The sequence below is a fragment of the Rummeliibacillus sp. NPDC094406 genome, assembly GCF_044763875.1.
Classification (GTDB): Bacteria; Bacillota; Bacilli; order Bacillales_A; family Planococcaceae; genus Rummeliibacillus.
Window position 1 is genome coordinate 81,139 of sequence record NZ_JBIWGZ010000008.1, and the last position, 14,919, is coordinate 96,057.

Here is a 14,919-nt window from a genome sequence, read left to right on the forward strand (position 1 = left end):
ATTCCCTCCTTATTCATTATGATTATTACTCTATATTTTCTACAATGGTTGCAATTCCTTGACCTACGCCAATACACATTGTTGCTAATCCATAACGAGCATTTCTTTTTTTCATTTCATGAATAAGTGTTGTTAGAATTCGAGCTCCACTTGCCCCTAATGGATGTCCAAAAGCAATAGAGCCCCCATTTACATTTACTTTTGCAGAATCCAATTCTAATTGTTTGATACATTCGATAGATTGCGATGCGAATGCTTCGTTTAACTCCACTAAATCCATATTCTCAATGGACAGATCTGCGCGATTTAATGCTTTCTTTGTTGCATTGATAGGCCCTAATCCCATAACTTCTGGTTCAAGTCCAGCAATTGCACCCGTTACATATCGTGCAAGTGGTATAATGCCTAGCTCTTTCGCTTTTTCTGCACTCATTAACAATAATGCCGAAGCACCATCATTTACACCAGAAGCATTCCCAGCTGTTACTGTTCCATTTTCGAAAAGCGGTCGTAATTGACTTAACTTTTCTCTAGATGTATCTGGTCTAGGATGTTCATCCTTATCAAAGATGGTAACGTTCCCCTTACGATCAGTTATCTCAACAGGAATAATTTCTTCTTTAAAACGGTCGCTCTCCATGGCTTTTTTAGCACGTTGTTGGCTTTCATATGCAAAATCATCTTGTTCTTCACGACCGATATTGTATCGTTGTGCAACATTTTCAGCCGTTTGTGGCATAGAATCTGAGCCAAACATTTTATGTAGCTTTGGGTTGGTGAAACGCCAGCCAATGGTTGTATCAAATAGCTTTTGATCTCCTCTTGGATAATCTATTTCAGGCTTCCCCATTACTAATGGAGCACGAGTCATACTTTCGGTACCACCAGCAATGAAAATATCTCCTTCACCACTTTTAATAGCACGTGCTGCATAATGTACTGCATCCATTCCAGAACCGCATAAACGATTTAGTGTAGTGCCACCGATTTCAATCGGCAATCCTGCTAATAATACAGCCATTCTAGCTACATTTCGATTGTCCTCTCCAGCCTGGTTAGCATTACCAAAAATAACATCTTCAATTTGTTCAACAGGTACTTCGGGATTCCGCTCAACTAAGCTTTTAATTACCATAGCACCTAGATCATCTGGTCTAACTGATTTCAAAGCCCCTTTATATCTACCAATTGGTGTTCTTACAGCATCTACAATAACTACTTCTGTCATTTTTTCACCAATTCCTTCCCTTCAGAATAATCATATACTCCGCATCCAGTTTTACGACCAAGACGGCCAGCCTTTACATATTGTTCAAGTAATGGTGCAGGGCGATACTTTTCACCGAGTTTTTCATGTAAATAGCGTAAATTATTTAAACGTGTATCAAGTCCAACTAAATCCACCAGTTCGAATGGTCCCATAGGATAATTTAAACCTAATTTAATGGCTTTATCGATATCCTCTGGTGTACCTAGCCCTTCCTGTAGCATATAAAACGCTTCGTTTCCAACAAGTGCACTAATACGGCTTGTTACAAAGCCAGGGAATTCATGAATTACAACTGTTTCTTTTCCCATTTGTTGTGCTACTTTGGCAATTTTTTCGGCCGTGTCATCGTTAGTTTCAAGTCCACGTACAATTTCAACTAACGCCATTTTATGGACAGGATTGAAAAAATGCATAGCGATTGTTTTCTCAGGTCTCCCTGCATATGAAGCGATTTCAGTTGGGCTCATTGTAGACGTATTTGTAGCAAATAAGCATGTAGCTGATGCAAATTGCTCCATTTGTTCAAAAACATCCTTTTTGATCTCTGACTTTTCAGGAACTGCCTCAATGATTAGATCTGCATTTGCGATCCCTGCAGGTAAATCTGTAGTGTAGGATAAATTTTTTAGCCCTTGTTGCTTTTGTTGTTCTGTTATTTTGCTGTATTTTATTGATTTATCAAAAATTATTGCAATTTCTTTTTTAGCACTCGATAAAGCTGCTTCATTTACATCCACTAAAGTTGTATCAAACCCACCTAAAGAACTAACATATGCAATGCCTCTACCCATTACTCCAGAACCGATTACAGTTATATTCTTCATCTTTATTCCCCCTTAATAAACAAATAGGGGAAATACCCCTATTTGCTTTTTATCCCTCATTAACTTGTAGTTAAACCGATTGATGAAGTTTCACCCTATAATCCAAGGGGATTTAATGGACGATTTCCATAGTAAGAAATGATACTTTTTGTTTCTGTATATAAATCTAGTGTTTCGATACATAGTTCACGACCGAACCCAGATTGTTTATAACCTCCAAATGGTGTACCTGGCATTGCAGAAAATGGACAGTTCACCATAACAATTCCAGCTTGAATTTCATTTGCAACACGAGTTGCACGTGCTCCGTCTTTTGACCATACAGCAGAGCCTAGGCCAAATTCAGTATCATTAGCTAACTCAATAGCTTCTTTTTCATCTTTGAATTTCATAATGACTACGACTGGTCCGAAAATTTCTTCACTTACCACTTTCATCGAATGATTAACATTTGCAATGACTGTTGGTTCATACCAGAATCCATTTTCAAATCCTTCTACTTGGGCTGCTTTACCACCTGACAAAACTTCTGCTCCGTCTTGAATAGCTGATTGAACATAACCATCTATAACATCTAATTGAGTTTGGTCGATAATTGCGCCCATATGTGTTTCTTTATCAAAAGGATTACCTAATTTTATTTGTTTTGCTTTTGATACAAATTTTTCAACAAATTGTTCGTAAATATTTTCATGCACATATAAACGAGAACGAGCTTCACATGATTGGCCGGAATTATAAAAAATACCGTACAAGGAACCATCCACTGCAGCATCAAGATCTGCATCTTCAAATACTATGTTTGGTGATTTCCCACCTAATTCAAGTGTTACACGTTTTAATGTGTTAGAAGCCTTGTTCATAATATCTTTACCAATTGGCGTTGAGCCTGTAAATGCCACTTTATCAACTTGTTTATGTTCAACAAGATAGTTTCCTACTTCAGCGCCAGATCCAGGGATGATATTAACTACACCTGCTGGGACACCTGCTTCTAAGCAAATTTCACCTAAGATGATTGCTGTTATAGGCGTTAAAGAAGCTGGTTTCACAATAACTGAGCAACCAACTGCAATTGCTGGTGCAATTTTCCATGCCGCCATCATGATTGGATAATTCCAAGGGATAATTTGAGCACATACGCCAACAGGCTCTTTTTCAGTATAGTTGTGGAACTGCCCTGGCATGTTGTTGACAACACCACGATGACCTACGATAGCACCTGCATAAAATTCAAAATCTTCAATTGCCTGATTTACTTGCCCTTGCGCGGTGCTTAATGATTTCCCAGTATCTAAGATTTCAAGTTCTACAATTTCATTGAAACGAGAACGCATGATAGATGCGATTTTATTTAAAACCTGTGCACGACGACCTACTGGATACTTTCTCCATTTTCCGTGATCAAATGCTTCACGAGCAGCTTGTACTGCACGTTCTGCATCTTCTTTACTCGCTTTTGCAACTTGTGCAACTAATTCACCTGTTGCTGGATTGTATGTGCTAATTGTTTGCCCATTGTTGCTTTCTACTTTTTCACCGTTAATAATTAGGTGATAAAATTCGCGTTTCAATGAGTTTTGTTCTACTAATGTTTGAGATGTTGACATTTGATTTCCCCCTATTAGTTACCTATGAAGACAGGTTTCCTTTTTTCCATGAAAGCTTTAATTCCCTCTTGATGATCTGCTGTGAGACCCGCAATTCTTTGTCCTTGCGCTTCATATTCCAAAAAGTCAGATAATTCAAGCTCATCCGCAGCACGTAATGCCCTTTTCGTTAAGGCGACTGCTTTTGTTGGTAGTGAGGCAAGCCTTGTGGCGTAATTTAATACTTCCTCTTCTAAACTTTCATTCGGAACTACTTTTGTAGCAATCCCTAATTTTAAAGCATCATGTGATAGAATTCTTTCGCCAAATAGTGAAATTTCAAGCGCTTTGGCATCACCAACTAATCGACGTAAATAATATAAATTTCCCGAATCAGGAATTAGCCCTACTTGTATAAACGCATTCATAAAGAATGATTTTTCTGCCATAATCCGAAAATCGCATGCTAGTGCTAGACTAAAGCCAGCTCCTGCAGCTGCACCATGTATCGCAGCAACAATTGGCTTTTCACACTCGCGAATTTTCTTAACCATCGGACCATATAAAGAGCGCAAGATTTCACCGTGATCCATTGAATTATCGACTTCTGATAGATCCTGTCCTGAACAAAATCCCTTTCCTGCACCTTTAATCACAATGCAGCGCACCTCATCTGAACCTTCAGCAGTTTTAATGGCTTTTGTAATTTCTTTGTTCATCGTAGAGGTAAAGGCATTTAATGCTTCTGGACGATTTAATGTAATCACACAAACTGTATTATTTACTTCATATTTAATAGACTCATACATCATTATCGCCCCTTAAATTGAGGAGTGCGTTTTTCTACAAACGCCTTCATTCCTTCTTTTTGATCCTCTGATGAGAACAATAAGTAGAAATTTTTTCGTTCATATTGCATTCCTTCATATAATGAATAGTCAACTGCCTTCGTAACAGATTCTTTTATAAGTCTGATTGCTAAAGGCGGCTTCTTGCTTATCGTATCTGCAAATTTCAACGCTTCTTCAAGCAAAAGTTCTGGTTGAACTACTCTGTTTACAACACCGTATTGTAGAGCCTCATTTGCTGTAATACGCTTTGCACTCCAAATCCATTCTAGAGATTTTGTACGTCCTACTAGTTTTGTTAAACGTTGAGTTCCACCTGCGCCTGGCATAACACCTAAATTAACTTCTGGAAAGCAAAATTCTGTACCTTCTGCTGCAATAAGAACATCACAGCTTAAAGCTAATTCGAAGCCTCCACCAAATACATAACCGTGAACCGCACCAATAATTGGTTTCTTTAATAAAGCAACTCGGTCCCAATCTGCAAATTGATTTAATAATTCTAATCGAATTGAGTCATCAGAAGCCATTTCATCAATATCTGCACCAGAAGAGAAAGCCTTCCCTCTTCCACTAATAATCATTACCCGTACAAACTCATCATGTTCAAACGCTTCAAGTGCCTCCACTATTTCACGAACCATTTGGCGATTTAATGAGTTATACTGTTTTGGACGGTTGAGTTCAACAATCCCAATTTCTTTTTGAATAGATGTCGTAATGAACTGAAATTCTGTCATTAGTCCTCTTCACCAATCATTAACGTTACGAGATCACCTGCAAAACTCATCAAGTCTTTTCCTGATGCCTTTCCTTCTGCTGAACGAAGGCCATTCTTCAAATCTTCTTGGCTATCATAAAACATTTCACACATTAGATAGTAAGGTGCTTCTTTTCCCATAGGTGTTACACTGAACTTTGTTACTTTGATTTCACGCAATCCTGGAATTTTCTCTGTAATCGGAACATGAACCTCGTTATAGTGTTTATCGAAAGCAATTTGATCCTCAGGTTTTTTATATAACGCAATCAATTTAGCCATTTTATCGTCTCCTTTTACATTAATGTTGAAACTGGTTTCATCGCTTCAAATGGATTTTTGCAGCTCTTGCAATATAAAATACTTCTGCAAGCTGTTGGCCCAAAAATATTATCTAATGTTACATATGTAGAGCCACAATACGGGCAATCTACATGCCACGAACCATCAGCCTTGATAAAATCTGGAGGAGCTGCAATACCAATTTCCTTTAATCCCTTTTTACCCTTTTCAGTGATTCGTTCAGACGTCCATGGTGGACTATAAATAAACTCTACCTCGACTGATTCGACTTCTTCGATATTTTGAATTGCCTGTATAACCCGATCTTGTATAATGTTTAATGCAGGGCAGCCCGAAAAAGTCGGAAGCATTTGTACATGAACATGATGGTCTTTCACTGCAATTTGTTCCACCATTCCCAGATCAATCACACTGACCGTATCAATCTCTGGATCCTTTACGCAATCAAGTACCTCATAGACTTGACTTGTTAGTGTATGCTTAACAAACATCCCCTATCACTCTCCCGTATTACCAAGTTGCTTCAAGGTTTGTAGAATAAACTTCAGACATCGTAGTAATCGCTTGCTGCAATTCTTCTGTATGATCACCGTTTCTACCATTTAATGACGGTGCTTTCAACTGTGGTAATGGCATATTAATCGTTTCAAAAACTGGCTTTAACAATGTTAACCATCTACCGTGTAATACATCACTTGCTTCGATTAGCCCACTTTCTACAATGTCTTTTTCACTAATTCCTAATGAGAAGATGTCATTGCTATCTGCTAATACTCGATCCAATGCTTCTTGCATTCGTCGCTTTGCATCTTCTGTGGCTGTAAATAATTGAACAAACCACGTTTTCCAGTGTAATAAATGATAGTAGAGCTCCATACTTATCTTCACAGCAGCTTCTGCTATTTTTTCATTAGAACTCGATTTCAATGAATCGATTTTCACTTTTTTTGCAACAGTGTAAAGATAATTACGTACTACTGCATATGCCCAATCATATATTGGGTTTTCCAAATAGGTACCTTCCCCATTTTTGCGTTCTACTAAAATACTATTTCTACGTTCTGTAATAGGACGTAAATGTGCCAATGCATCTGCATTCCCGATGTTCAATGATTCTAGCAAGCGATAAAACATTGTCGCATGCCCCATCGTATCTTGTGTAATGGAAGAAAAGGCCACATCTTCTTCTATATGTGGCGCTAATCCAAGCCACTCTGATCCACGATAAGAGAAAATATAATCATCATCTGCTAATTGGAAAAGGAGTTCTACTTCTGGTGATTGTAAATTCATCGTCATTTAGTCTTCCCTCCTGCCCAGGATAGGATTTCTTTTTCATCAAGCATTTGCTGTTCATAGTGACGCCATTTCTTTTTCAAATACCCATAGCCTTTAGTTGTTCGATAATCTTTGTTATCTAATCGTTGTAGCATTTGTTTCTCTTCTTGGTTTAAACTACGAATATCTTCACGATTGACTACCCAGATATCTACAACAGGTTCACGTCTCATAAAATTTTCTTGCGCCATTAAAATCGCTATTTCCTTATTTGGTGCAAGTAAGCTAAATTGATGCTGAAATGCTGCTGTCGGTGTACGCTTACTGAAGACTTCATATTCTTTGTAAAATGTCTCTTTTTGCATAACTGTCCCTCCTAGACTACTTTTGAACTTAATGCATCTCGAACCCATGCACTATTTTCGTAAGAAGTTCTTCGAAGCGCTAGACGCTCTTGAGATTTCGGTCCCTCATTACGTTGCACTTTTTTAAAGTTCTCCCAATTTGGTTGTTCATATATCCACAATTTTTGGTCTTTGTCATAATACATAGTTGGATCTGGCAGTTCTAAGCCAAGTGATAAAATGCGTGGCACATACTTATCAAAAAAGCTTTGACGTAGTTCTTCATTTGTATTGATGCGAATTTTATATTTAATCGTAATATCTTGTTTACTTGTACCTGTTGTTTTACTAGAAGCTGGACCAAAGAAGAATAACAACGGTTCCCACCAACGTTTTAATGCATCTTGAACCATTGCACGTTGCTCATCTGTTCCTTCTGCAAGTGCCATAATAATTGCTTCACCATGTTGCGCATGGAAAACTTCTTCTGCACAAATTCTTTGTAATGCTCTTGCATATGGACCATAGGAGGCACCAAGCATATTCGTTTGAGAGATAATCGCTGCTCCATCTACCAACCAACCAATGAGTCCAGCATCGCCCCAAGTCTTTGTCTCCATATGGAAGACATTATGGAATTTTAGTCGACCCTCAAATAAATCTTGCATTAAATCATCTCGACCTTTGCCATACGGTTTTAATAAATCTTCCACAACTCTCAGCAATAATTGTCCGTGCCCCATTTCATCTTGCACTTTAGCCATAATTCCTAGCTTACGAAAAAGTGAAGGTGCTTTAGGAACCCATTCTTTCTCCGGTAACGCGCCCATAATTTCACTAATTCCATGCATAGAAATTAACTTAATTAATGCATTGCGATATTCCTCTGGCATCCAATCATCGGCTTCAATTTTCTCCCCAGCCTTAATACGTGCTTCAAATTGTGCTTGCAACTGTTCTTGACTTAACTCTTCTATTAACATTCCGCAACCTCCTTATATAACAACTAATTAGATAAACGTAGCTTTATTGTTATATTGAATCTCAAAAAAATAGTCCCTTACTAGTTTTCAACTAACTCAATTGGTTGAGATGATACGATTATAGAGTCAGTTGGGCACCCATCAACTGCATCTTCTAAATCATCATATAAATCCTCTGGTACTTCACCGATTCCTTCATTATCATCTAAAAGTACAAAGGCAGTTCCTTCGTCATTGTAATCAAAAATATCTGGAGCACATGCACCACATGCACCACATGCTATACATGTAGATTGATCAATTCGGGTAAATTTCGCCATTTATACTATCTCCCTTCATATAATCTATTACACCGTCTGGTTTGATTCGGCCATTATACTAGTACTATGAAGTGGTTGAACTTTTGAAGTTGGATCAACATACACTTTTGCATTACTAATTGCTACTGGTGCTTCTCCAAATCCACTTGCTATTAATTTGACTTTTCCGTCATATGTGCAAATATCCCCGGCAGCATAGATTCCTTCTATATTTGTTTCCATTTTTGAATTAACTACAATTGAATTCTTTTCAATAGCTAATTTCCAATTCTTAATTGGACCCAATGTGGAAAGAAAACCAAAATTGACTATGATATCATCGACTTCTTGCACTATAGTTACGCTTTCATCTTTGGCATGTTGCAACAGCACATGTTCTACATGTTCACTCCCTATCAATTCTTTCGGTATATACGGTGTTACAACATTTATGGTTGAATTCATAAGCTGTTCAACACTATGCTCATGTGCTCGGAATTTGTCACGACGATGTACTAGTGTTATATTTTTTGCGATTGGTTCTAACATTAAAGCCCAATCTACTGCTGAGTCTCCTCCACCAAATATCGTGACACTTTTGCCCTTGAAACGTTCTAAATCATTAATAAAATAATGGATATTTTTATCTTTATACTTTTCTTCATTCTCTAAACCGAGTACTCGTGGATTAAATGCACCATTACCAGCAGTAATCAAAATTGTTTTTGAATAATACATATTTTTATTAGTTTGAATGACAAAGATTCCCTCATCATTCTTCTCAACTACTTCTACTACTTCACCCAGGAATACATCTGTTGGAAAATTGTCCATTTGTTGTTTTAAGTTTCCGATTAACTCTTGTGCTTTAACTTTTGGAAACCCTGCAATATCATAGATATACTTTTCAGGATAAAGGGCAGACAACTGTCCACCCAATTGAGGTAAGCTTTCAATAATTTGTGCACTCATCCCGCGTAAACCCGCATAGAAAGCAGAAAACATACCTACTGGTCCGCCACCTATAATGGTTATATCCTTTACTAGCGCTTCATTCACTATTTAACAACTTCCTCTCTTTGCTCGTTTCTACGATCAACCAATCGTATTGCTTTACTCTCAAATCGTGGTAGTTCCATAGGTGCTTTAATAGCAACATCTACTGAGATCAAACAAGCATTTTTGATTGCATGTAGAATTTGTTTCTTCAATTGAAGTACTATTGGATGTTGTAGATTACTTCCAACTTCTTCAAATAGACTAGAATTGACTTCAACTTGTAATTCCACCGCATCCATATTTCCCTTTTTCAGAAGATGTATTTGGTAAAACGGTGCTAATTTATCAATCTTCAACAGCTCGCGTTCTATTTCAGACGGGAATACATTTACGCCTCGGATAATTATCATGTCATCTGTCCGCCCTTTTACACGAGCCATTCTTGCCATTGTGCGTCCGCAAACACACTTTGCTCGGTTGAGAGAAGTAATATCACCTGTACGATAACGAATAACTGGAAATGCTTCTTTCGTTAAAGTGGTAATGACTAATTCACCATCTTCTCCATCCGGGACAAGTTCTAATGTTTCCGGATCAATAATTTCTACAAGGAAGTGATCCTCTGCAATATGTAGCCCTTCTTGTGCTTCATGGCACTCAATAGCGACACCTGGCCCCATAACTTCACTTAGTCCATATATATCTACAGCTTTAATCTTTAGTTTATCTTCAATTGTTTTACGCATTTCCTCTGTCCAAGGCTCTGCTCCGAAAATTCCGTACTCAATACCATTTGTTTCTGGCGTAATTTTCAACTTCTCCATTTTTTCTGCAATATTTAATATATATGAGGGTGTACCAGCTATGCCTCTTGGTTTAAAATCCTGAATTAATGTCACTTGGCGATCCGTGTTGCCCCCTGAAACTGGTATTACAGCTGCACCTAATTTTTCAGCTCCATAGTGAAGACCAACTCCACCTGTAAACAAACCATATCCATATGCATTATGGAAAATATCCTCCGAAGAACCCCCAGCAGCAGTAATAGCTCGCGCTACAATTTCTGACCATATTTCAATATCTTTTTTCGTATAGCCTACAATTGTTGGCTTACCACTAGTACCAGAAGAACCATGAATACGTACTACATCCGACATTGGGACCGCAAATAATCCAGTCGGATAGTTGTCACGTAAGTCTTTCTTTTTTGTAAATGGTAATTCCCTTAAATCTTCTAAACTTTTAATATCTGAAGGCTTTACATTCAGCTCATCAAATTTTTCTTTATAAAAAGGAACATTATTGTAAACCCTTTCAACAGTTTCTATAAGACGTTGCAATTGTATCTCTTGAATTTCCCCTTGTGATTTTGTTTCAATTTCTGGATGATACATCCAAAGCCCCCCTTGCTTTAGAAATCAAAAACAGATTAAATATAACAATTTATCACGAAACGTTTTAATTTCGTAATTTAATATTATGATAGTTAATATGTTCAGAATTGTCAATAAACTTATTTTATTCTATTTAAAACTTATTTTTTCTTTATTAATCAAATATTTTCAAAAAAAACAATTAACGTTGTCTATTGATAAGCAAAAAATTCTCCATAAATATACTTCCGTATTTATTTTGTAATATATTTCCGGAAATAAATTTACACATAAATACTTCATGTGATAAATTATGAATATTCACAATTTTTTAAAACCAAGTATTACAGGAAATTAAAAAATAGTTCTACAAAGGAGCTTAATCATGTCAAAACAATATAACAAAACGGTTGAATCACAATCTGCTTTTCAAGTATTAAAAAATGAACCATTTGCAAATTACTTAGGAATTAAACTGACCTCAATGGATGAAGGAACAGCTACTGCTGAATTATTTGCTACCGAAACTATGTTGAACTCCCATGGAAGTGTACATGGTGGAGTTATTTTCTCTCTTGCGGATTTTGCATTTGCTGCTGCTAGTAATTCTTATGGACAAGTTGCTGTTGGAGTCAATAATTCCATTAATTATTTTGCTGCAGGACATGTAAATACCAAACTTGTTGCTACTGCAACTGAGATCAAACGAACAAGAAAACTTGCTTGGTATAATATCCAAGTACATAATGAAGAAAACTTAATCGCTTTGATGGAGGCTATGGTTTACTTAAAAAATCAAAACTTTTTAAGTGAATAAAATGAAACTTCATAAAAAAATGAGCCTCGAATAGTGGTCACTTAAAAAGTGATTTTTTTCGAGGCTCATTTCATTTTTTTGAGGATTTAATTTTACATCAATACTTGTACATTATAAGAGACTTTTAACTAATGATTTTAATTACTTTTTCTGTAACTGTGACCCAATATTATCCCTTCACAATTACCTTCTTAGCTTTACTTGTATTTCCAACTTTATCTTTAGCTGTTACATACAATGAAGTTCCTGCTTTTTGTTTATTAATTTTGACTGCAAAATTGCCTTTATTATCTACTTTTGCTTTTCCAATTGTTTTACTTTTTGCTTTTACTGTCATGGTTGAGCCTTTTTCTGCTTTACCTTTGACAGTTGTTGTATTACTTGTAACTGTATTTACTTTTGGTGAAGCAGGTGCAATTTTATCTTTCACGACAACTTTAACAGCTTTACTTGAACGTTTTGCTGAATCGACGCTTGTAATATATAGCTTAGTACCAGCTTTTTGTTTCTTGATTTTAATTTTGAATTGACCTTTGCTATTCACTTTTCCTTGAGCAATGACTTTTTTAGAAGCGTTCTTAATCACTACATTTTGTTTTGCCTTTGTTTTTCCGGTAACATAAGTCGTTTTATTACTAATTGTATTTACTTTAGGAGCTGCTGGTGACTTGTCTTTTTCAACGTATACAGTAAGTGTTGACTTTGCAAGACCAGTAGAATCCGAAATAGTCACTAGAAGTTTTTGGTTAATCTTCTGTGCTGGAATTTTCACTGAGAAAGTTCCTTTTGAAGAAGCTGTTGCTTTTCCAATTACTTTTGATCCCTTTTTAACTTCAACTTTAGCACCTTTTATCGCATTTCCTGTTACTGAAGTTTTCTTCTCAGTAATTGGGTTTACTTTCACTTTTAAATCAGCAGTACTTACTGCACTAAAGGCATTTAATCTTCCAAAGCCAGAAACAAGATCGCTACCTATAGGAAGGTCAAAATCTTCTGGATCCATACCACTGACTCCACTGCCAATCATATCAAGAATACTACTATTCTCGTCTTTATTATCCTTCTCTTCAAATGCAACTTTATCGGATGATTCGTGTAAAATTTTACGAATATCTGCTACTTTTAATTTTGGATTTTCTGATAAAAGTAACCCTGCTACAGCAGCTACATGTGGTGTAGCCATTGATGTTCCACTCATATAAGTTACATTTCCATTAGGTACAATACTAGGAATATTAGTTCCAGGTGCAACTAAATCTAATTTCTCCCCATAGTTTGAATAATCAGAGACAATATCTAAAGTATTCGTTGCGCCTACAGAAATAACATATTGTGAAGATCCTGGGTAAGAGATTCCATATTGGCCATCATTTCCACTAGCCGCTACAACAACTACATTTCTTGATGCAGCATATTTTAGAGCGTATTCTAGTACTCGACTATATTTTCCACCTAGACTTAAGTTAATAACTTTTGCTCCATGATCAACAGCATATTTGATACCATAGGCAATTTGTTCTGTATCTCCTGAGCCACTTGCATCCAGAACTTTAACAGGCATAATCTTTGCCTTTTGATCAATTCCTTCCATGGAATAGCCATTGTTAGATTCTGCTGCAATAATTCCTGAAACATGCGTACCATGTCCATTATCATCTAATGGAGGCTGATCTTTGTCTACAAAGTTTTTACCGATATCAGTACGTACACGATTTTTTAAATCAGCAAGTGTATAGTCAACACCTGTATCGACAACTGCAATCACTGTGTCTTTTACATTTTGTTTACTTAGTAGACTTTGTAGCTTATCGTTACGGATATCCGCACCTTTTAAGCCTTCATCTCCACCAGAGTTTTTCAAAGACCATTGATAGAATGATTGAATATCATTTGAAAGAGCGTGGTATGTTTGGACAGGTTCAACAAATTCAACCTCAGGAAGTTTCTTCACTTGTGAAACAGTAGTTAGAAGTGAAGTTGCTTGTGCCTTAGCACTCAATCCTGATTTTTGGTTGTTCAACTTAACAACATACATATTATCAAAAAGTTCATCTTGTTTATCTACAACTGATAAAGTTGATAACGTGCTACTTCCTTTGATTTTTGATTGAACAGAACTTAATGTTTTACCATCTTTTAACTTCACAATATATTTACCACTAGAAGTTTGAGGTAATTTAATGCCTAATCGATTAGCAACGTCTACTACACTTTCACCTGCAAGGTTTGTAAGGTTTGCTTTTTTCGATAGACTTTCCATTTCTGTTTTTAATTTAGTTGGCACTGCATCATTTGCGATTTTATATAGTGCATTAATAGCTTTAGCTTCGCTTTTACTAATTACACGAGAGCTACTTGCCCCATTTATGTTTAGATCATTAATCAATGGTTGAAGAACAACTAAATTATCATAAATATCTTCTTGCATATTTTTATTGAATGCTAACTTCATAATAAGGAATGGTGCTGATTTATAGTACAAGGATGATAATTGACGACCTTGTTCCGTTTTTGAAAGGATTCCATCACGGAATAAACGAAGATCCTTTAACATTTCCTTTGCACTACTTTTACCGTTTACACTAGATTCAACTGGACATGATGCTCCTGCTGAGTCCTCTGTACTTGGTGGTAATTTTACAGAGCTTGTTTTTAAGGTATAACTAGCATTTCCAAAATCAGCCCCTTCTAGTGAGGCATCTGGATTTACTGTTCCATCTGGATTTTCTATTAGACCGTAATACTCAACCTTTATGTAGTAAGTATTGTCCCAAGCATATGGAAATTGAATGATTGCTGGTGTACCAGGAATTGTTCCTGCAGAATATTGTTCAAAAGTTTGATCTTTCTCTGCATTTTCTTTACTAGAGTAGACAGATACATTCACTACTTGATCACTGTTTATTTCTATTTTTAGATGAGAATATTTAGTGATTTCATCTTTAGTTGGAGTGATTTTATACCATTTAACACCAGGCTGTTCAAAAGCACTATCAATTACTTTCCCATCCGTAATAGTAGTTGCCTCACCAACCCCGGTCGCTGGAATTGTTTCTGCATGAGATGTTTGCGGAATTATGAATCCAAATATCAAAGCAAAAATAAGTAACCAGCTTGTTAATTTACCTAATTTGTTAATCTTCACATAATTGCCCCCTATATAATTTTTAAGGAAAAAACTTCCTCATTTATAATATCTATAATTATCGAATACTTCAAAACAATATTTTTT

General features: G+C 36.3%; 15 protein-coding genes. 1 reads left to right on the forward strand and 14 read right to left on the reverse strand.

The annotated features are described in order from the left end of the window. Nucleotides 1-25 precede the first annotated feature (25 nt). The 13 genes from ACIQ4I_RS18045 to ACIQ4I_RS18105 all read right to left on the reverse strand — a co-directional run bounded on the left by ACIQ4I_RS18045 (nt 26) and on the right by ACIQ4I_RS18105 (nt 10,891). Complete coding sequence (locus tag ACIQ4I_RS18045; RefSeq protein WP_403098511.1) at nt 26-1,228, reverse strand: acetyl-CoA C-acyltransferase; 1,203 nt, start codon at nt 1,226-1,228, stop codon at nt 26-28. Beyond that, nucleotides 1,225-2,094 carry a 3-hydroxyacyl-CoA dehydrogenase gene (locus ACIQ4I_RS18050; RefSeq protein ID WP_403098513.1) on the reverse strand — a complete coding sequence of 290 codons (870 nt, stop codon included), beginning with the start codon at nt 2,092-2,094 and terminating at the stop codon, nt 1,225-1,227. The genes ACIQ4I_RS18045 and ACIQ4I_RS18050 overlap by 4 nt, the downstream gene beginning before the upstream one ends. 95 nt (nt 2,095-2,189) lie before the next feature. Continuing rightward, a complete protein-coding gene (locus ACIQ4I_RS18055) occupies nt 2,190-3,704 on the reverse strand; it encodes an aldehyde dehydrogenase family protein (protein ID WP_403098515.1) in 1,515 nt (504 codons plus the stop codon). A 14-nt stretch (nt 3,705-3,718) separates the two neighbouring features. Further along, nucleotides 3,719-4,492, reverse strand: a complete 774-nt coding sequence (locus ACIQ4I_RS18060; RefSeq protein WP_403098517.1) for an enoyl-CoA hydratase/isomerase family protein — start codon at nt 4,490-4,492, stop codon at nt 3,719-3,721. Nucleotides 4,493-4,494: 2 nt separating this feature from the next. Further along, nucleotides 4,495-5,271, reverse strand: coding sequence for an enoyl-CoA hydratase/isomerase family protein (locus ACIQ4I_RS18065; RefSeq protein ID WP_403098519.1), 777 nt, complete (start codon nt 5,269-5,271; stop codon nt 4,495-4,497). After that, entirely contained in the window at nt 5,271-5,573 is a 303-nt protein-coding gene (locus ACIQ4I_RS18070) for an EthD family reductase (protein ID WP_403098522.1), read from the reverse strand. Before ACIQ4I_RS18070 ends, ACIQ4I_RS18065 begins: the two co-directional genes overlap by 1 nt. A gap of 14 nt (nt 5,574-5,587) precedes the next feature. Beyond that, complete coding sequence (gene paaD, locus ACIQ4I_RS18075; protein WP_403098524.1) at nt 5,588-6,085, reverse strand: 1,2-phenylacetyl-CoA epoxidase subunit PaaD; 498 nt, start codon at nt 6,083-6,085, stop codon at nt 5,588-5,590. Nucleotides 6,086-6,104: 19 nt separating this feature from the next. Continuing rightward, a complete protein-coding gene (gene paaC / locus ACIQ4I_RS18080) occupies nt 6,105-6,893 on the reverse strand; it encodes a 1,2-phenylacetyl-CoA epoxidase subunit PaaC (RefSeq protein WP_403098526.1) in 789 nt (262 codons plus the stop codon). Further along, the gene (paaB, locus tag ACIQ4I_RS18085; RefSeq protein WP_403098528.1) at nt 6,890-7,237 is read right to left on the reverse strand and encodes a 1,2-phenylacetyl-CoA epoxidase subunit PaaB; all 348 of its coding nucleotides are present in this window, start codon (nt 7,235-7,237) and stop codon (nt 6,890-6,892) included. Before paaB ends, paaC begins: the two co-directional genes overlap by 4 nt. 11 nt (nt 7,238-7,248) lie before the next feature. Further along, nucleotides 7,249-8,199, reverse strand: coding sequence for a 1,2-phenylacetyl-CoA epoxidase subunit PaaA (gene paaA, locus ACIQ4I_RS18090; protein WP_403098531.1), 951 nt, complete (start codon nt 8,197-8,199; stop codon nt 7,249-7,251). Between the two features lie 80 nt (nt 8,200-8,279). Further along, on the reverse strand, nt 8,280-8,519 hold the full coding sequence (locus ACIQ4I_RS18095) for a ferredoxin (RefSeq protein ID WP_403098534.1): 240 nt from the start codon (nt 8,517-8,519) through the stop codon (nt 8,280-8,282). 27 nt (nt 8,520-8,546) lie between these two features. Then, entirely contained in the window at nt 8,547-9,560 is a 1,014-nt protein-coding gene (locus tag ACIQ4I_RS18100) for an NAD(P)/FAD-dependent oxidoreductase (RefSeq protein WP_403098696.1), read from the reverse strand. After that, nucleotides 9,557-10,891, reverse strand: coding sequence for a phenylacetate--CoA ligase family protein (locus ACIQ4I_RS18105; protein WP_403098536.1), 1,335 nt, complete (start codon nt 10,889-10,891; stop codon nt 9,557-9,559). Before ACIQ4I_RS18105 ends, ACIQ4I_RS18100 begins: the two co-directional genes overlap by 4 nt. Nucleotides 10,892-11,255: 364 nt before the next feature. Here ACIQ4I_RS18105 and ACIQ4I_RS18110 point away from each other — a divergent pair, with 364 nt between their 5' ends. Then, nucleotides 11,256-11,687: a PaaI family thioesterase gene (locus tag ACIQ4I_RS18110; RefSeq protein WP_403098539.1), complete on the forward strand. Its 432-nt coding sequence runs from the start codon at nt 11,256-11,258 to the stop codon at nt 11,685-11,687. A 169-nt stretch (nt 11,688-11,856) separates the two neighbouring features. Here ACIQ4I_RS18110 and ACIQ4I_RS18115 read toward each other — a convergent pair whose 3' ends face one another. Further along, a complete protein-coding gene (locus ACIQ4I_RS18115) occupies nt 11,857-14,832 on the reverse strand; it encodes a S8 family serine peptidase (RefSeq protein ID WP_403098541.1) in 2,976 nt (991 codons plus the stop codon). Nucleotides 14,833-14,919: the final 87 nt, after the last annotated feature.